17 protein-coding genes are annotated in these 17,329 nt (G+C 62.7%); 14 read left to right on the top strand and 3 right to left on the bottom strand.

Features of this window, described 5'->3' with window-relative positions; all coding sequences use genetic code 11:
* Window positions 1-126 precede the first annotated feature (126 nt).
* From NKI39_RS06865 to NKI39_RS06845, 5 genes are all read left to right on the top strand, one after another.
* Window positions 127-1,137: a DUF4424 domain-containing protein gene (locus NKI39_RS06865; protein WP_352471617.1), complete on the top strand. Its 1,011-nt coding sequence runs from the start codon at window positions 127-129 to the stop codon at window positions 1,135-1,137.
* The gene (locus tag NKI39_RS06860; RefSeq protein WP_352471618.1) at window positions 1,137-1,655 is read left to right on the top strand and encodes a dihydrofolate reductase; all 519 of its coding nucleotides are present in this window, start codon (window positions 1,137-1,139) and stop codon (window positions 1,653-1,655) included. The genes NKI39_RS06865 and NKI39_RS06860 overlap by 1 nt, the downstream gene beginning before the upstream one ends.
* 161 nt (window positions 1,656-1,816) lie before the next feature.
* Window positions 1,817-2,911: an FtsH protease activity modulator HflK gene (gene hflK, locus NKI39_RS06855; RefSeq protein WP_352471619.1), complete on the top strand. Its 1,095-nt coding sequence runs from the start codon at window positions 1,817-1,819 to the stop codon at window positions 2,909-2,911.
* On the top strand, window positions 2,911-3,873 hold the full coding sequence (gene hflC, locus NKI39_RS06850) for a protease modulator HflC (RefSeq protein WP_352471620.1): 963 nt from the start codon (window positions 2,911-2,913) through the stop codon (window positions 3,871-3,873). Before hflK ends, hflC begins: the two co-directional genes overlap by 1 nt.
* A gap of 145 nt (window positions 3,874-4,018) precedes the next feature.
* Window positions 4,019-5,536 (top strand): DegQ family serine endoprotease, encoded by a 1,518-nt coding sequence (locus NKI39_RS06845; RefSeq protein ID WP_352539566.1) that lies wholly within the window; start codon window positions 4,019-4,021, stop codon window positions 5,534-5,536.
* A gap of 46 nt (window positions 5,537-5,582) precedes the next feature.
* Here the strand turns inward: NKI39_RS06845 and NKI39_RS06840 are convergent, their stop codons facing one another.
* Window positions 5,583-6,155 carry a GNAT family N-acetyltransferase gene (locus tag NKI39_RS06840; protein WP_352831160.1) on the bottom strand — a complete coding sequence of 191 codons (573 nt, stop codon included), beginning with the start codon at window positions 6,153-6,155 and terminating at the stop codon, window positions 5,583-5,585.
* The gene (gene serB, locus NKI39_RS06835) at window positions 6,152-7,039 is read right to left on the bottom strand and encodes a phosphoserine phosphatase SerB (protein WP_352820445.1); all 888 of its coding nucleotides are present in this window, start codon (window positions 7,037-7,039) and stop codon (window positions 6,152-6,154) included. Before serB ends, NKI39_RS06840 begins: the two co-directional genes overlap by 4 nt.
* On the opposite strand from serB, the gene miaA reads away from it, so the two are divergent.
* The 3 genes from miaA (at window position 7,029) to NKI39_RS06820 (ending at window position 9,414) form a co-directional block, all read left to right on the top strand.
* Window positions 7,029-7,997 carry a tRNA (adenosine(37)-N6)-dimethylallyltransferase MiaA gene (gene miaA / locus NKI39_RS06830; protein WP_352831288.1) on the top strand — a complete coding sequence of 323 codons (969 nt, stop codon included), beginning with the start codon at window positions 7,029-7,031 and terminating at the stop codon, window positions 7,995-7,997. The genes serB and miaA overlap by 11 nt on opposite strands.
* A gap of 104 nt (window positions 7,998-8,101) precedes the next feature.
* Window positions 8,102-8,896, top strand: coding sequence for a GGDEF domain-containing protein (locus NKI39_RS06825; protein WP_352501016.1), 795 nt, complete (start codon window positions 8,102-8,104; stop codon window positions 8,894-8,896).
* Window positions 8,897-9,027: 131 nt separating this feature from the next.
* Entirely contained in the window at window positions 9,028-9,414 is a 387-nt protein-coding gene (locus NKI39_RS06820; RefSeq protein ID WP_352539569.1) for an ester cyclase, read from the top strand.
* A 36-nt stretch (window positions 9,415-9,450) separates the two neighbouring features.
* On the opposite strand, the gene NKI39_RS06815 is transcribed toward NKI39_RS06820, so the two are convergent.
* Window positions 9,451-11,277 (bottom strand): ATP-binding protein, encoded by a 1,827-nt coding sequence (locus NKI39_RS06815; RefSeq protein WP_352831158.1) that lies wholly within the window; start codon window positions 11,275-11,277, stop codon window positions 9,451-9,453.
* Between the two features lie 151 nt (window positions 11,278-11,428).
* Between NKI39_RS06815 and NKI39_RS06810 the strand changes: the two genes are divergently transcribed.
* The 6 genes from NKI39_RS06810 to ilvN all read left to right on the top strand — a co-directional run bounded on the left by NKI39_RS06810 (window position 11,429) and on the right by ilvN (window position 16,981).
* Entirely contained in the window at window positions 11,429-11,995 is a 567-nt protein-coding gene (locus NKI39_RS06810; RefSeq protein ID WP_352831156.1) for a helix-turn-helix domain-containing protein, read from the top strand.
* 1 nt (window position 11,996) lies between these two features.
* Window positions 11,997-12,308: a hypothetical protein gene (locus tag NKI39_RS06805; RefSeq protein WP_352471626.1), complete on the top strand. Its 312-nt coding sequence runs from the start codon at window positions 11,997-11,999 to the stop codon at window positions 12,306-12,308.
* 22 nt (window positions 12,309-12,330) lie between these two features.
* Window positions 12,331-12,858, top strand: coding sequence for a GNAT family N-acetyltransferase (locus NKI39_RS06800; RefSeq protein ID WP_352471627.1), 528 nt, complete (start codon window positions 12,331-12,333; stop codon window positions 12,856-12,858).
* A 219-nt stretch (window positions 12,859-13,077) separates the two neighbouring features.
* Complete coding sequence (locus NKI39_RS06795; RefSeq protein ID WP_352539572.1) at window positions 13,078-14,238, top strand: PcfJ domain-containing protein; 1,161 nt, start codon at window positions 13,078-13,080, stop codon at window positions 14,236-14,238.
* Window positions 14,239-14,590: 352 nt separating this feature from the next.
* Complete coding sequence (locus tag NKI39_RS06790) at window positions 14,591-16,342, top strand: acetolactate synthase 3 large subunit (protein ID WP_352471629.1); 1,752 nt, start codon at window positions 14,591-14,593, stop codon at window positions 16,340-16,342.
* A 66-nt stretch (window positions 16,343-16,408) separates the two neighbouring features.
* Window positions 16,409-16,981 carry an acetolactate synthase small subunit gene (gene ilvN / locus NKI39_RS06785; RefSeq protein WP_023676680.1) on the top strand — a complete coding sequence of 191 codons (573 nt, stop codon included), beginning with the start codon at window positions 16,409-16,411 and terminating at the stop codon, window positions 16,979-16,981.
* Window positions 16,982-17,329 lie beyond the last annotated feature (348 nt).

Below are 17,329 nucleotides of genomic sequence, written 5' to 3'. Positions count from 1 at the left end.
CGATCGGGACCGGCGTGTCTAGACCGACACGACATGCCGGCAGGCGCCGGCGCATTTGCCGAAAGGCTTTGAAACGCCACATTGAACAGCTAGAGTCATGTTGGCATTCTCGCCGGGGGAGTTTCCATGTTCCGTTACGTCCTGACCGCAGCCTTGGCGCTCTCGGCTACGCCCGCGCTCGCCAATGATTCGGTCGCCGAACTCGGCACCGGTGGGCTGATTCTTTCGCGCAGCGATGCGGTGGCGATGGAAAGCGAGGATCTCTACATCTCGCCGGAAAAAGTGATGGTCGATTACGTCTTCCGCAACAATACCGACAAGGATGTCGATGCGATCGTCGCCTTTCCGATGCCCGACATCGAAGGCGACCCCGAAGAAATACCAGCGATTCCGGAGGCGCAGAGCGACAATTTCCTCGGCTTCGAAGTGACGATCGACGGGGAGCCGGCAAAGCCGCAGCTCGAGCAGAAGGTGTTCGCGCTCGGCATCGACATCGGCGCTGACCTGAAGGCGCAGGGCGTGCCGTTCTATCCGTTCGGCGATGCGGCCAAGGCAGCGCTGGCAAAGCTGCCGCAAGCGGTCGCCGACGACTGGGTCAACCGCGGCATCATCATCGAGGACACTGCTGACGACGGTTCGGGCATGAAGACCGTCTATACGCCGTTCTGGCAATTGCGCTCGACCTATTGGTGGCGCTCGACGTTTCCGGCCAACAAGGCGGTCCATGTCTCGCATCGCTACAAGCCGAGCGTCGGCGGCACCTCCTCGGTCAGCTTCTTCTATGACGGCCAGTTCCAGGGTCAGTATGCCGCCTACAAGACACGCTACTGCATGGACGATGCCTTCGAGAATGCCGTGCGCAAGGCAGCCAAGGACGATCCCGACGGCTACCCCAAATATTTCGAGAACCGCATCGCCTATATCCTGACCACGGGCGGCAACTGGGCGTCGGGAAACATCGGCAGTTTCAAGCTGACCGTCGACAAGGGCGATGCGAAGAACCTGGTCTCGTTTTGCGGCGAAAACGTCAGGAAGATCGGACCGACGACGTTCGAGATGAAGGCGCAGAACTTCTACCCCGAGCATGACATCGACATATTGCTGCTGGAGCCGTCGGATGGCGGAAACGGCGGCTGATGGACCTCGCGCTTTATGTCGCCATCGCCGAGAACGGCGTGATCGGGCGCGAGGGTGGGTTGCCGTGGCGGCTGTCCACCGATCTCAAGCGGTTCAAAGCCGATACGATGGGCAAGCCCATCATCATGGGCCGCAAGACCTATGAAGGCATCGGCCGCCCATTGCCGGGCAGGCTCAACATCGTGGTGACACGAGACAAGGCATGGCGCGCCGAGGGCGTCGAAGTCGCGCACTCGATCGAGGACGCAATCGCGCTGGCGACGGTGCGCGGGCGCTGCATGGCCGGCGCCGACGAGATCTGCGTCATCGGCGGCGGCGAAATCTACGCTCAGGCGCTGCCGTTGGCCGATCGGCTGCACGTGACCCATGTTCTGGCCGCGGTCGACGGCGATGCCCATTTCCCGCCGATCGATCCGGCGCTGTGGCGGATCGTCCGCTCGCAGGAGGTGGAGGCTGGCGAAAAGGACAGCCATGCGACACGCTATTCGGTTTACGAGCGGCGCCGCGACGTGCATTGAAGGCGACAAAGGGGTCGCGACAGGTCTAGATGGACCCAAAGGCGGACAGTGGCGGCAGCCGATCGCGTTGAAAGCGTGCCGTCGCATCCCTATAGAAGAATAATATTGGATTTTGCGCCGGTGAGCCGGCGCTTGAGGGAATTCCAAGCGAAAGGACATTCATGCCCTGGAACGACAAGAGCGGCGGCGGCGGCCCGTGGGGCGGCGGCAACAATCAGGGGCCTTGGGGTCAGGGACCAAAAGGACCCAGCGGCCCGCAGGGCTCGCCTCCCGATCTCGAGGATATCATCCGGCGCGGGCAGGACCGGTTGCGGCGCGCGCTGCCGGGCGGCGGTGGCGCGAGCCCTGCCGTGTTCGGGCTGATTGCCGCGGCGCTGGTGGTGCTATGGGCGTTCAAGGCAGTGTACACCGTCCAGCCAGATGAAGTTGCGGTGGAGCTCAGGTTCGGCAAGCCGAAGGCGGAGCTGTCGCAGCCGGGCCTGCATTTCCATTGGTGGCCCATCGAAACGGTCGAGACCGCTAACATCGCCGAGCAGCTTGTCAGCATCGGCGGCGGCAGCACCAGCGGCGATGGCCTGATGCTTTCCGGCGACCAGAACATCGTCAACGTGCAATTCTCGGTGGCCTATCAGGTTTCCGACCCGAAGGCCTATCTGTTCGACGTGTCCGACCCGGGCGGCATGCTGCAGCAGGTCGCCGAAAGCGCGATGCGCGAAGCGGTCGGCCGGCGCCCGGCGCAGGATATTTTCCGCGACGACCGGCAAGGCATTGCGGCGTCGGTGCGTGAGATCATCCAGACGACGCTGGACGGCTACAAGGCCGGCCTCAACGTCAACGCAATTTCCATCGAGGACGCCGCGCCGCCGCGCGAGGTGGCAGACGCGTTCGACGAGGTGCAGCGGGCCGAACAGGACGAGGACAAGTTCGTCGAGCAGGCCAATCAGTATTCCAATCAGAAGCTCGGCCAGGCGCGCGGTGCGGCCGCACAGATCCGCGAAGACGCGGCCGCCTACAAGAACCGGGTCGTGCAGGAGGCCGAAGGCGAGGCGCAGCGCTTCATCTCGGTCTATGACGAATATGCAAAGGCGCCGGAAGTGACGCGCAAGCGGCTCTACCTGGAGACGATGGAGAGGGTGCTGAAGGATTCGAGCAAGGTCATCGTCGAGCAAGGCAACGGGCAAGGGGTGGTTCCCTACCTGCCGCTGCCGGCATTGCAGCAGAAGGCGCCGGCACCGGCCACCGGAGGAAACCAGTGATGGCCAACCGTCTTCCCGTCATTGCGGTCATCGCCGCGGTCATCCTGTTCCTGCTCTATTCGTCGGTCTTCGTCGTCAATGCGCGCCAGCAGGCGCTGGTGCTCAGGTTCGGCGAAATCGTCGACGTCAAGAACCAGCCGGGCATCTATTTCAAGGCGCCATTCTCCTTCTTCGATGCCGACACCGTCCAGCTGATCGAAAACAGGGTCCTGCGCTTCGACCTCGACAACATCCGTGTCCAGGTTTCGGGCGGCAAATTCTATGAGGTCGATGCCTTTATCGCCTATCGTATCTCGGACCCGCGTGTGTTCCGCGCCGCGGTTTCCGGTCAGATCGAACTGGCCGAGGCCCGGCTGAGGACGCGTCTCGACGCTGCCTTGCGCCGCGTCTACGGCCTGCGCGACTTCGAGGCGGCACTCTCGGAAGAGCGCGCCGTGATGATGCGCGAGGTGCGCGATCAGCTGAGGCCTGATGCCACCTCGCTTGGCCTGCAGATCGAGGATGTCCGCATCCGCCGCACCGATCTCACGGCCGAAGTCTCGCAGCAGACCTTCGACCGCATGAAGGCCGAACGTCTCGCCGAAGCCGAGCGGCTGAGGGCGCGCGGCAACGAGGCAGCGCAGCGGATCAGGGCTCGCGCCGACCGCGAAGTGGTCGAAATCGTCGCCGAAGCGCAGAAAGAGTCTGAAATCCTGCGCGGTGAAGGTGAAGCCCAGCGCAGCGCGACGTTTGCCGGGGCCTATCAGCGCGATCCGGCCTTCTTCGATTTCTACCGGTCGATGAATGCCTATGGCACGGCGCTGAACAGCGCAGGAACGACGATGGTGCTGTCGCCGAATTCCGAGTTCTTCCGCTTCTTCCGCGACCCGGACAGCAAGGAAACGCCTGCGGCACCGGCGGCACCACCGCCAGCACCTGCCGCTCCCGCGCCACCGGCGGCTCAGCCAAGCACCGGCCAGTAGGGCCGGTGCAGGGATAGCCGGCGTAACAGAGGATTTATTCTCTGGCGGTAGCCATAGCCGCAAACGTGCCTTATTTCTTGCCAACATGACGCGACGCGGCGTTTTTTGCCGAAGCGCTTTTTTCAGAACACCCGGAGGCCTTTCGATGACATCCACCACCCTTCTGCGTGCAGCGAGGCGGACGTTCATCGCCGGGGCCGCTGCGCTTCTGGTCGGCGCCATTGCCGTTCCGTCGTTCGTGGCGCCGACGATGGCAGCCGACGGGCCGCCCTCGGTTGCCGATCTCGCCGCCGGCCTGCTTGGCGCCGTGGTCAACATCTCGACGTCGCAGACTGTTAAAGGCACTGAGGGGCCGGGCGCAGTGCCGATGCCGCAGCTGCCGGAGGGCTCGCCCTTCCAGGACTTCTTCGACGATTTCTTCAAGAACCGTGGCGGCGACAAGGGCGGCGGCGGGCAAAAGGTGCAGTCGCTGGGCTCCGGCTTCGTGGTCGACGCCGAGCAGGGCATCGTGGTGACCAACAACCACGTCATTGCCGATGCCGACGACATCGAGGTGAATTTCTCCGATGGGGTGACGCTCAAGGCGACGCTGGTCGGCACCGACACCAAGACCGATGTCGCGGTGCTGAAGGTCGATCCGAAAGGGCACAAGCTGACGGCGGTGAAGTTCGGCGATTCCAACACGATGCGTGTCGGCGACTGGGTGATGGCGATCGGCAATCCGTTCGGTCTCGGCGGCACGGTGACGGTCGGCATCGTCTCGGCACGCAATCGCGACATCAATTCCGGCCCGTATGACGACTTCATCCAGACCGATGCCGCGATCAACCGCGGCAATTCCGGCGGACCGCTGTTCAACAGCAGCGGCGAGGTCATCGGCATCAACACGGCAATCATCTCGCCATCGGGCGGCTCGATCGGCATCGGCTTCTCGATCCCGTCGCAGCTTGCCTCGGGCGTCGTCGACCAGCTTCGCCAGTTCGGCGAGACGCGGCGCGGCTGGCTCGGCGTGCGCATCCAGCCGGTGACCGACGACATTGCCGAAAGCCTGGGCATGGCGACCGCCAAGGGCGCGTTGGTCGCCGGCGTTATCAAGGGCGGGCCGGTCGACAACGGCACCATCCAGGCCGGCGACGTCATCATCAAGTTCGACGGCAAGGACATCCATGAAATGCGCGACCTGCCACGCGTCGTGGCGGAGAGCCCGGTCGGCAAGGCGGTCGACGTGATCATCGTGCGCAAAGGGGTCGAGCAGACCGTCAAGGTGACGCTCGGCCGGCTCGAGGACGGCGAAAAGCTTGCCAGCGGCGGTGAAAACGGCAACGCCGACCAGGACGATGCCGACAAGGCGCCTGCGGTTTCGACGGCTGCCGTGCTCGGCATGACGATCGGCGAGCTCAATGAGGAGACGCGCACGAAATTCGGCATCGCCGCCGACGTCTCCGGAGTCGTCGTGACCGACGTCTCCAAGGATTCGGCGGCTGCCGAACGCGGCATCCAGCCGGGCGAGGTGATCACCGAGATCGCGCAGGAATCGGTCGCCACGCCCAAGGATGTCATGGACCGGATCGGCGCGCTGAAGGAGCAGGGGCGCAAGAACGCGCTTTTGATGCTGGCGTCGAAGACCGGCGAGCTGCGGTTCGTTACGATCCGGATGGATTGAGTCCGGAAGAGCCTGCAACGCTCTGATGTTAAAAGGAAAAGGGCGGCTAGCGGGCCGCTTTTTTTCTTGCCTGCCAGTCTGTGCGTGACAGCCTGTAGAAGACATGTCGCCTGAGTGCGGTGTGGCTGTCCGGAACACCGGGATGGTCGAAATCGGAGGCGGGGTCGGCGATCATGCCCAGGCGCTCCATGACGCCAGTGGACCGGCTGTTATCCTTGACTGCGAAGGACACGATTTCGTCGAGGCCAAGTCTTTCAAAGCCATAGGTGAGCCAGGCTTCGGCTGCTTCGGTGACATAGCCGCGGCCCCAGAATTCGGGTGCCAGCCGCCAGCCGATCTCGATCGTGCCGCGCGGCAGGAATGGCAAATGATCGGTTCCGGTTATGCCGACGAAGCCGATGCATTCACCTGTGGCTGCGATCTCAGCGGCCGCGAAGCCGAAGCCGTCGCGATCGATAGCCGCGCGCAACTCCTCCATCTTGGCGTCAGCCTGGGCGCGGTCGCGGCGAAACGGAAAGAATTCCATGACCAACTCGTCGGAATTGATGCGATGGAAGAGCTCGCGGTCACGATCTCCCCAGTTGCGCAGGATCAGGCGCTCGGTGCGGATCGGCGTCATTCGACAAATTCCTTCCGGCGATAACCCTGCAGATAAAGCAAGGCGGTGAGGTCGCCGTGGTCGATACGGATCTTTGCCTCGGCTGCCACGGCCGGCTTGGCATGCAAGGCGACGCCGATCCCGGCAAGACGGATCATGTCGAGATCGTTGGCGCCGTCACCGACGGCAATGGCATCGGCAGGCGTCAGGCCGAGGCCGGCGGAAATCTCGATAAGGGCTTCGGCCTTGGCGGCGCGGCCGAGGATCGGTTCGGCGACCAGGCCGGTGAAGCGGCGATCCTGCTCGATCAGGCGGTTGGCGCGATTTTCGTGAAAGCCGAGCAATGCTGCGATGCGGGTGGTGAAGATGTCGAAACCACCGGAGATCAGGGCCGTCCAGGCGCCATTGGCCGCCATTGTCTGGACGAGCGTGCGGCCGCCGGAGGCTAGCGTCAGGCGATTGTCGATGATGCGGTCGATGATTGCGGCATCGAGACCCTTGAGCAGCGCCACGCGCTCGCGCAAGGCCGGCTCGAATGCGATCTCGCCGTTCATCGATCGCGCCGTGATGGCGGCGACGCGATCCTTGACGCCGATCTCGTCGGCAAGCTCGTCGATGCATTCCTGGTCGATCATCGTCGAATCCATGTCGGCGATCAGGATCTTCTTGCGCCTGTTCTCGGCCGGCTGGACGGCCACGTCGATCGGTTCGGAAGCCAGCGCGGCACGCAGGCGCGCCGTTATTTCGGAAGCGTCGGCGGTCTCCGGCAAGTCGAGCTCGCAGGCGATGCCTTCGGCCAGCCAGCGAACAGCGCTTGCGCCGACCGACCGCGAGGCCATATTCGCTAGCGTCGGCGTCAATGCGCGGCCGGCGGGATGGGATAGAAGCGTGGCGATCAGCGGCATCGAAAATTCCAGCGGACGGGCGGGCGGCGGCCGCCTGAAGAACGCGATCCTGATAGCCGGGCCGACCGCCAGCGGCAAGTCGGCGCTCGCACTCGACCTCGCCGAGCGCAATGGCGGTGTCATCGTCAACACCGATTCCATGCAAGGCTATTCGGTGCTCGACGTGCTGACGGCGCGGCCTGGTCCTGCCGAACTCGCCCGCGTCCCCCACTTTCTTTATGGACACGTCGATCCGTCCACCGCCTATTCAACCGGCGCCTGGTTGCGTGATGTCATAAAGCTGATCGACGACGGCACGCTTTCGGAGCGGCCAGTGATTTTCGTCGGCGGAACCGGGCTTTATTTCCGGGCGCTCACGGAAGGTATCTCGGAGATGCCCGACATTCCGAAGTCGATCCGCGACCGCTGGCGCTACGAGCTCCAGGAACAGGGCGCAGTGAGATTGCACCGCATCCTGTTGCGCGAGGATTCTGCGGCCGGCATGATGCTGAAGCCGACGGATGGCCAGCGCATCGTGCGGGCGCTGGAGGTGCTCGACGCGTCGGGCCGTTCCATCCTGGACTGGCAGGCCGCGCGTGGCTGGCCGTTGATCGACGGGAGCAGCGCGCGTTTTTTCGTCATCGAGCCGGAGCGAGCGGCTCTGGTGGAGCGGATCGATGCCCGCTTCGACCGCATGCTGGATGAGGGGGCACTGGACGAGGTGAAACAGCTTTCAGCGCTCGGCCTCGATCCCGACCTGCCGGCGATGAAAGCAATCGGTGTTCGCGAGCTTCAGGCCGCGCTGGCCGGCGCCTTCAGTTTTCCCGAGGCCATCGAGCGCGCGAAAATCGCGACGCGGCAATATGCCAAACGGCAGGCGACCTGGTTCAGGCACCAATTGGGCCCGGAATGGCAGAGATTGCGTCCTGATGGGGGGATCGACTCGATGCTCTCACTCCCTCCTTCGAGCGCAACCTGAAAAGTCGACACCGAGGGGACATTTCGCGTTGAAGTTGTCCAGGTTAACTGTCCGTAAGTTCCCGCATGCCATAAGATCGCTACGAACTTTCCAACGGGGAGCAGATGCGTTTCCACAAGGCGGAATCAGCCTTTTTCGTCTTTATTTTTGTGATCCTGGCCGCCGGCCTGGTGACGCTTTACGCCTATGGGCTCCTGCAAACCCTGGCCGCCGACATTAGCAATACGCCTTCAAAACTCGATGAAATCGTCTATCTCAACAAGCTGCTGTTTGCGACGGGCGTGCTGTTGGCGACTGCGCTGTTCTTCGGCATTTTCTTCATCTACCCGCTGATCCGAAAGCAGGCGACGGAAGAAGGCAAGCTGCGCGCCATGACCGTTTCGCTCAGCGCGCGTTCGGAGACGCTGGAGCATGCGGCGCTCACCGACAGCCTCACCGGCATGCAGAACCGGCGTTATTTCGACGATGCGCTGAAGGAATATCTCGAAGAGTTCCGCCGCATCGAGAAACCAGTAGGGCTGATGATCCTCGACCTCGACCATTTCAAGCAGGTCAACGACAGCCACGGCCACGATGTCGGCGACGAGGTGTTGCGGGCGGTCGCCAACTGTCTCAAGGACATGACACGCTATCACGACGTGGTGGCGCGCCTGGGCGGCGAGGAGTTCGCGGTGGTCACGCCCAATATGGACGCCGAGCTGCTATCCAAATTCGCCGAGCGCATCCGCAAGGCGATCGCCAACATGTCGGTGCTGACGGGCAATGTCCGACTGAAAATCACCACCAGCGTCGGGCTTGCCGTCTGGGATCGCAAGGAAACCGCCGAGGAGTTCTATCGCCGCGCCGATCGCCAGCTCTATGAGGCGAAGAGGCAAGGGCGCAACCGCGTCTGTGCCTGAATTCCGTCATTGAATTCGTGATTCCGGCCGTCTGGTATCGTTTTCTTCGTTTCCGGTGCACGCAGACCGACATCACCCCGTCAAGCTGAGATGCTGCCTTTGCGGGGCTTGCCGGAAATAGAGGTGTTGCCGTGACTAAATCCGATCTCTCCGGTCTTTACCGAGGCTATATTGCATGCCTGAACAAGCAGGATTGGCCAAATCTGGGGAGGTTTGTTCATGATGAAGTGACCCACAACGGTCGCAAGCTCGGATTGTCCGGCTATCTCGAAATGTTGGTGAGAGACTTCGACGAAATTCCGGACCTTTATTTCAACATTCAGCTATTGGTTGCCGATCCGCCTTATGTAGCGAGCCGGCTAAGCTTCGACTGCGCGCCAAGGGGAACGTTCCTTGGGCTCGATGTAAGCGGGAAGAGAATTTCGTTTGCCGAGAACGTATTTTATGAGCTTCAGAGAGGGAAAATTCGCCAGGTGTGGTCAGTTATAGACAAGACAGCCATCGAAACTCAGCTTTGATATCTGCGAGCGCTGCCTAAAAGTCGCTCGGCTCAATCATTCTGGGGGACGCAGGCCGAAGGTCGCCGGCTTGAGGCCGTAGCGCAAGTCGAAATCGTCGTTTCGCTGGGTGCGTGCGGCCGACGGCTTGCGATAGTCCGAATCGCCGGCCTGCCGGCCCGGATCGACGACTTCCGCGAAAGGCATTGCCTGTTGTGATTTCGGCACGTTGCGCAGCCGTTCGACGATTGCCACGAGGTCGACCTCGTCGCCGGTTTCGGACGGCAAGGCATTCTCGCGTCTGGCGGTGCCGGGGATCAAATCCTCGGAGAGCTTTTCGAACTTCATCCGCATCGTCGTCGCCACGCCTTCCCCGAAGGCGATAGCCTCGCGCTGGCCCATGGAAGACAGGAACGCGAGCGTCGAAGCCGAGGAATCGGCGATCGCCGAGCGGATGATCGCCTGGTCCTGCTCGTTGGCGAGCCGCATGGCAAAGAACGTCGAGCACTGCGACAGGATGGTCGGGTCGAGTTCGCCCGGGCGCTGGGTGACGACGCCGAGATAACAGCCATATTTGCGGCCTTCCTTGGCGATGCGCGACAGCGCGTGCCGCGTCGGCGCGAAACCGAGGCGCGGATCGGCCGGCATATAGCGATGCGCTTCCTCGCACAGGAAGAGCAGCCGCAGGCGGCCTTCGCTCCACAACGCCAGGTCGAAGGCCAGCCGCGCCAGGACCGAGCAAACGGAATTGACCACCTCGGACGGCATGCCGACCATTTCGAAGCAGGTCACCGGGCGGCCGTGATGCGGCACGCGGAAGATGTTGCCGATCGTCTCGTGGATGGTGTCCTCGATCAGGCGCGAGTTGAACATGAAACGGTAGCGCGGATCGGATGCCGCCGATTCGATACGTGTCTTCAGTGACCTGAGGGTCGGGCGATCGTTCTTGCTTTCCAGCAGCCCCATGCGCTCGTCGACCAGCTTGATGAGGTCGGCAATGCGATAGGGCACCGGCGCGTCTGCGGTCAGCGCATCGGTGCTGCGCCGTAGATAGTTGCCGGAGTTCGGATTGCGGTAGAGGTTCTTGGCCGCGGGGATGAGATCGCGCAAGGCGTCGACCTCTTCCGGGACCGTCTCGCGGCCGCGAAACAGCACCTCGGCAAATTCCTCTAGCTTGAACATCCAGAAGGGCAGGTCGAGCGTCGTCGAATCGACCCTGACGCAATATTCGGGCAACGACGCGGCGAACTCGTTGTGTGGATCGAGGATGAGCACGCGCAGGTCGGGCCGGGCGGCGATCGACTTGCGCAAGAGCAGCGACACGGCGGTCGATTTGCCGACCCCGGTGGTGCCGACAATGGCGAAATGCCGCGCCAGCGTATCGTCGATGGCGATATTGGCGTCGATCGCCTCGTCCTGCGACAGCGTGCCGATGGTGATCGAATGACGACCTGCGAGATCGTAGACGGCCTGCAGGTCGCGGCTGCGGATACGATGGGCAATGGCGCCGATATGCGGGTAGGTTGTGATGCCACGGTCGAAGATCGGCTTCGCGCCGGGTTCGGCCCCGTCGCGCACCTCGCCGATCAATTCGATGCTGACCTCGATCGGATTCTGGCCCTCGCTGCTCCACGCACGATCCGACTTGCCGATTTCATAGACCAGGCCGACGGTTCGTGATGTACCGAGATTGATCGAGATCATCTTGCCGACGCTCCACAGGCCGGTGACCGTGCCTTCGATATCGTCGGCATAGGCGCTGATGGTGGCGCGCGCGCCGTCGCATTGTACGACATTGCCCAGAATGCGCTTGTCGTTCTGCTCCGCCCTGCGGCGCTCCAGCAAAGTCGGTTCCCCAATGGAGGCTTCGCGTTCAACGAGCATGGATACGCCGGTCCCCTTTTCCCAAGCGATGAGCCTAGGCGAACGGGGTTAAGGTGGGATGAGGCCGGATGGTTTAGCGGACATTAAGGAGTTTGCGAAAACTGGATGAAACGGCCGTTGCTCTGTAGAAGAATTTCGATATATTGGATTAATGGATGATATAGCGAACGACATCTCCTCGACCATCGGCAGAAGAATACATACCGAAAGAGTGGCTCGAGGCTGGTCCTTGGCAGAACTGGCGGAGCGGTCCGATGTTTCGAAAGCCATGCTGAGCACGGTAGAACGCGGCATGACCAGCCCGACGGCGGCACTCCTTGTGCGTATTGCGGCCGCCTTCGGCATGACGCTGTCCACATTGATCGCAAGGGCGGAATTGCAGGGCGGTGGCCTGCTTCGCGAATGTGACCAGCCGCTCTGGCGCGATCCGGCTACGGGATATGTGCGGCGGCATCTTTCGCCGGTTTCGGACATGCCCCTCGAACTGATCCGGATCCAGTTGCCGGCCGGCGCCAAGGTAAGTTTCCCGGCGGCGTCTTATGCCTTCATCAGGCAACAGATATGGCTGATCTCCGGGCGGCTGGAATTCACAGAGGGAGACATCGTTCACCGGCTCGAACCGGGCGACTGCCTGGCGCTCGGCGCGCCATCCGATTGCGTCTTTCACGCTCCGGGGCCGGACGCCGCCGACTATCTGGTTGCGTTGGCCAGGAGCTGAGGTGAAGGCGCGCCGTCCAAAACGCTGCGACAATGGCGGTCCGCCGCTCGACGACTATGACGGTCCGCCCTGGGGCAAGGGCGACCCCTATGTGTTTCTTGCCTGGCAGACCGCCCATGCCCAGGCATGGAAAGTGCCGAGCCGCGAGATCATGCTGATGCGGCTGCACAAGGCCGAGCGGCTGGGCCTGACCTATGAGGAATACACGCTCGAACTGCTGGAACGCGGGCGACATCTGCAAGAGGAAGACGCCGATCGCATCGCGGAAATCCGGCGGGCCAGGAAGCGGAAGCGGACCAGTCGTTTCGACTGACGGACGGCGACAGGGGAACGACATGAGTTCGATCGAAATCAGGCCACTCAGCAATGCTGACGGAACGCAAAAAATGCTGACGGAACTGCTGATCGGGACAGTCGCTGCCGGCGGCTCGGTCAGCTTCATGCATCCGTTGGTGCCGGAGATGGCCGCGGCCTTCTGGAACAAGTCGCTTCAGGCGGCCGCCAGAGGCGAAAGGGCGGTGCTTGGGGCCTGGAACGGCGAGGCTCTGGTCGGCACCATCACCTTGCTGCTCGACTGCCCTCCCAACCAGCCGCACCGGGCCGAGATCGCCAAGCTGATGATCCGCCTCGATTACCGCGGCAAGGGCATCGCAACCCGCCTGATGGAGGCGGCGGAAGCCGTTGCTGTGGAGAAAGGCCGCACGCTGTTGGTCCTCGACACGGCAAAAGAGGAGGGGGCTTCCGGGCTCTATGAAAAGCTCGGCTTCACGCTGGCCGGCGAAATACCGGATTATGCGCTGAAGCCGCATGGCGGGCTCACAGGCACCCTCATCTACTGGAAACGCGTCGGCCGGACACGCTGATGGCGACAACGATGCACCTTTGCAACACCCGTCAGACCATCGCGGGCGTGGAAAGAATAGCTCTTGCGTCAAATTGGCGGCGAGCTTAGAGAAGCCGCCCATTCTGATCCGTCGTCCTGAAAGGAGACCTGTCAATGACCCGGCGATCCAGATCGACACATTCCGTGCCGACGCTGGAATTGCGTGCGGCTGACAGGGTTCCAATCAGGAAGAACGGCCATGGCAAAGTCCATGATCCAGCGCAGGCAGGATGCCGAGCGCGAACGCATTGAAGCATATGCCGTAACGCTGCGGCGGGTTTTTCCTGTCCCGCGTCCCGCTCCGGATTTCGAGCGGGCGCTCGACGAGGCACGTCGGGGCTTTGCCGGCATGGCGATCCGCGACGGCGCGCTGTGGCGTCCAAAGCTGAAGACGCGCGACCCCGCGCGGCTGCGGCTGGCCGCGGCGCGCCATCTCTATGCGCGCTACCCGGTTACAGCCGCGCTCGAGGGGATCTGGCTGGACAGCTCGGGGTTGAATGCCGGCGAGATTGCGCTTCGCAAGGCTTGGTATACCGCAGTGGCGCGTGGTGACTCGCTTTACAAGGCGGGCGCCTGTGCGTGGCTGTCTCGCAAGGAGGTGCATTGCTTCTTGAACTTGCCCGGCGATTTCACGTTCGACGAGGCATTTTGGGTGGTGATCGCCCGGTCCTACACGGATGATTCCGGGTTGGCGGCCCGACTTGCCAAGTCGAAAATCGCGCGCACGCCACGTAACGATCTGGCCTTCTGGCGCGAGGTGACACGGTTCTTCTGCGGGCAACCCGCGTCGAAGGAGGAGATCGACGATCTTTGCGACTATATCGGCGCCGTGCACCAGCGCGATGCGGCGTACAGCCTGAAGGGTCGCACGCTTGCCTCGCTGCGTCGGCAGATGCTGGAATGGCATCGAGACATTGCCGCGATCGAACGCATCGAGGCAATGCGCCGCCGCGCTGCCGGGCGGACCACGCGTACTGCCGGGACGCAGTCGCAGGGTCGCGCCTGGGACGGCTCGTGCCTGGACGACTGGGACTGGCAGCCGTCGACCAAGGAGGCAAAGGCGCATGGCGAGCGTTTCTTCGTCCGTCAGTTGAAGACAGCCGAGGATCTGGTCGCCGAGAGCCGGGCGATGCATCATTGCGTCTCGATATACGCGGCCAAATGCATCGCCGGCAATGCCTCGATCTGGGTGCTGCGGCGCTCGGCGCTGGGCAAGATCGAGCGGTTGCTGACGATCGAACTCGACCCGCAAAACCGTGCGGTGCAGGTGCGCGGTTTCGGCAATCGTCTCGCCTCGCTCGAGGAGCGCAAGATCATCGAGCGCTGGGCCAAGGCGAGGGGTGTGGTGCTCTGCGCCTGAAACGGAACACCCGCGCGGCGGAAAGGCGGCGCGGGTGCATAATGGGCGGATGTGCCGACGTCGGGCCAAGTGCACATTCGCCGTTGACAGCGGCGTCAAACCAATTCTATTGTCCGCCACCATGAAAAAGGCACTCATTCTCGTAGGAAAGCGCGTGGGCAAGGCGGTGTAACCGCCGGGCGGTGACCTCCCATGCGCAAGACACAGGCTCCCTCGGGGGCCTTTTTTATTGCCCGAAACACGACTAAACGACGAGCAATCGCCAGATGGCGAACAGTACGGGACCAGAACGATGAGCAGTGGACAGAATGAGCGGCGCGAAATGCCAAGAACTGAAATGCCAAGGAGCGAAATGACGGGTGCCGAAATGGTGGTGCAGGCGCTGAAGGACAATGGCGTCAAGCATGTTTTCGGCTATCCGGGCGGCGCGGTTCTGCCAATCTACGATGAAATCTTCCAGCAGGACGAGGTCGAGCACATCCTCGTCCGCCACGAGCAGGGCGCGGGCCACGCGGCGGAAGGCTATGCGCGCTCGACTGGCAAGGCCGGCGTCATGCTGGTGACCTCAGGGCCGGGCGCCACCAATGCGGTGACGCCATTGCAGGACGCGCTGATGGACTCGATCCCGCTGGTCTGCCTGACCGGCCAGGTGCCGACTTCGCTGATCGGCTCGGATGCGTTCCAGGAGTGCGACACGGTCGGCATCACGCGGCCCTGCACCAAGCACAACTGGCTGGTCAAGGACGTCAACGAGCTCGCGGCAACGATCCACGAGGCCTTCCATGTGGCAACGACAGGGCGCCCCGGTCCGGTCGTCGTCGACATCCCGAAGGACGTGCAGTTCGCCAGGGGTATCTATGTCCCGCCGCAGACGGCGCCGCGCACCAGCTACCAACCGAAGGTCCAGGGCGATCTGGAAAAGATCAAGGCGGCGGTCGAGCTGATGGGGGCTGCCCGAAAGCCGATCATCTATTCGGGCGGCGGCGTCATCAATTCCGGCCCGGAGGCGAGCCATCTGCTGCGCGAGCTGGTCGACCTCACCGGCTTTCCCATCACCTCGACGCTGATGGGCCTCGGCGCCTATCCGGCGTCGGGCAAGAACTGGATGGGCATGCTCGGCATGCACGGCACGTATGAAGCGAACATGGCGATGCACGATTGCGACGTCATGCTCTGCATCGGTGCGCGCTTCGACGACCGCATCACCGGGCGGCTGACGGCGTTTTCGCCGAATTCGAAGAAGATCCACATCGACATCGACCCGTCGTCGATCAACAAGAACGTCCATACCGACGTGCCGATCATCGGCGATGTCGGGCGTGTGCTGGAGGATCTGGTGCGGCTGTGGCGGGCAACCGCCAAGGCCGACAAGAAAGCGCTTCACCCGTGGTGGGAGCAGATTGCCAAATGGCGCGCGCGCGATTCGCTCGCCTACAAGATGAACCACGAGGTGATCATGCCGCAATACGCCGTCCAGCGGCTCTATGCGCTGACCAAGGACCTCGACACCTACATCACCACCGAGGTCGGCCAGCATCAGATGTGGGCGGCGCAGCACTATCATTTCGAGAAGCCGAACCGCTGGATGACCTCTGGCGGATTGGGCACGATGGGCTACGGCCTGCCGGCGGCACTCGGCGTGCAGATCGCGCACCCGGATGCGCTGGTCATCGATATCGCCGGCGATGCCTCGGTGCAGATGACGATGCAGGAAATGAGCGCGGCGGTGCAGCACGAGGCGCCGATCAAGATCTTCATCCTCAACAACCAGTATATGGGCATGGTGCGGCAGTGGCAGCAGCTGCTACACGGCAACCGGCTGTCGCACTCCTACACCGAGGCGATGCCGGATTTCGTCAAGCTCGCCGAAGCCTATGGCGGCCACGGCATTCGCTGCGACAAGCCGGACGAACTCGATGATGCCATCAAGGAGATGATCGCGGTCAAGAAGCCCGTCCTGTTCGACTGCCGCGTGGCGACGCTCGCCAACTGCTTCCCGATGATCCCGTCCGGCAAGGCGCATAACGAGATGCTGTTGCCGGACGAGGCGACGGACGAAGCTGTCGCCAACGCGATCGACGCCAAGGGTAGGGAACTGGTGTAGTCTGGTTCAAGGAAGCTGTGCGAAAACAGCAGATTAGCGCAAAAGTTTGAAATCGAGATTCATGTCATGAACGCACAGTTGCAACCGACCGGCTCCGCCTATTTCATCGCCAAGGAGACGGAAAAACCAGAGAACCACACGCTTTCGGTCCTGGTCGACAACGAGCCGGGCGTGCTTGCGCGGGTCATCGGCCTGTTTTCCGGACGTGGCTACAACATCGAGAGCCTGACGGTCTCGGAAACCGAGCACGAAAAGCACCTGTCGCGCATCACCATCGTGACGCGCGGCACGCCGCACGTGCTGGAGCAGATCAAGCACCAGCTCGAGCGCATCGTGCCGGTGCACCGCGTCGTCGATCTCACCGTGCGGTCGCAGGAATTCGGACAGGAGCGGCCATTGGAGCGGGAACTCGCGCTGGTCAAGGTCGCCGGCACCGGCGAAGCCCGCGTCGAGGCGCTCCGGCTCGCCGATGCATTCCGCGCCAGCGTCATCGATGCCAACACCGAGCATTTCATCTTCGAGATCACCGGCAAGGGCTCCAAGCTCGATCAGTTCATCGCCATCATGAAACCGCTCGGGCTGGTCGAGATCTGCCGTACCGGGGTGGCGGCGATGAACCGCGGCCCGCAAGGGATGTGATCATGATGCTCGCGGCGGCAATTCTAGCAGGCGCCGGCGCAATCGTTCTTGCGGTCACGACGGCGGCGGCCAGCTAGGAGCCGGTATTCGACAAGTCAGTGCTGCCGAAATTGTTTGAAGAAATCGACCCGCAGGGGCACACCGAGCTATTATTTCCAACAATGCCCGGCCGATATTTGGCGCAGGGCGTCGGGCGTCGATGACGCGCTCTTTTCCACGCCGGGAATAGATTACCAAGGTTGTGAGAAAGACGTCTTGGCCTGTGCCAGGCGGTGTTTCGACGGACGCAGGGGCGAAGCCTGTTTCGAGACGGCCAGGGTCATCCAGGAGCACTCGCCAGAAGACAAG

The organism is Mesorhizobium sp. M0664 (assembly GCF_040320565.1).
In the GTDB taxonomy this organism is placed as follows: Bacteria; Pseudomonadota; Alphaproteobacteria; order Rhizobiales; family Rhizobiaceae; genus Mesorhizobium.
Note: the sequence above shows the minus strand (reverse complement) of the source record. Positions and strands in the feature narration are given on the sequence as shown.

Excerpts from the sequence above, each read along its gene's own strand:
- NKI39_RS06865 (WP_352471617.1), top strand. The coding sequence starts at position 127 with ATGTTCCGTTACGTCCTGACCGCAGCCTTGGCGCTCTCGGCTACGCCC.
- NKI39_RS06860 (WP_352471618.1), top strand. The coding sequence starts at position 1,137 with ATGGACCTCGCGCTTTATGTCGCCATCGCCGAGAACGGCGTGATCGGG.
- hflK (WP_352471619.1), top strand. The coding sequence starts at position 1,817 with ATGCCCTGGAACGACAAGAGCGGCGGCGGCGGCCCGTGGGGCGGCGGC.
- hflC (WP_352471620.1), top strand. The coding sequence starts at position 2,911 with ATGGCCAACCGTCTTCCCGTCATTGCGGTCATCGCCGCGGTCATCCTG.
- NKI39_RS06845 (WP_352539566.1), top strand. The coding sequence starts at position 4,019 with ATGACATCCACCACCCTTCTGCGTGCAGCGAGGCGGACGTTCATCGCC.
- NKI39_RS06840 (WP_352831160.1), bottom strand. The coding sequence starts at position 6,155 with ATGACGCCGATCCGCACCGAGCGCCTGATCCTGCGCAACTGGGGAGAT.
- serB (WP_352820445.1), bottom strand. The coding sequence starts at position 7,039 with ATGCCGCTGATCGCCACGCTTCTATCCCATCCCGCCGGCCGCGCATTG.
- NKI39_RS06825 (WP_352501016.1), top strand. The coding sequence starts at position 8,102 with ATGCGTTTCCACAAGGCGGAATCAGCCTTTTTCGTCTTTATTTTTGTG.
- NKI39_RS06815 (WP_352831158.1), bottom strand. The coding sequence starts at position 11,277 with ATGCTCGTTGAACGCGAAGCCTCCATTGGGGAACCGACTTTGCTGGAG.
- NKI39_RS06810 (WP_352831156.1), top strand. The coding sequence starts at position 11,429 with ATGGATGATATAGCGAACGACATCTCCTCGACCATCGGCAGAAGAATA.
- NKI39_RS06800 (WP_352471627.1), top strand. The coding sequence starts at position 12,331 with ATGAGTTCGATCGAAATCAGGCCACTCAGCAATGCTGACGGAACGCAA.
- NKI39_RS06795 (WP_352539572.1), top strand. The coding sequence starts at position 13,078 with ATGGCAAAGTCCATGATCCAGCGCAGGCAGGATGCCGAGCGCGAACGC.
- NKI39_RS06790 (WP_352471629.1), top strand. The coding sequence starts at position 14,591 with ATGACGGGTGCCGAAATGGTGGTGCAGGCGCTGAAGGACAATGGCGTC.
- ilvN (WP_023676680.1), top strand. The coding sequence starts at position 16,409 with ATGAACGCACAGTTGCAACCGACCGGCTCCGCCTATTTCATCGCCAAG.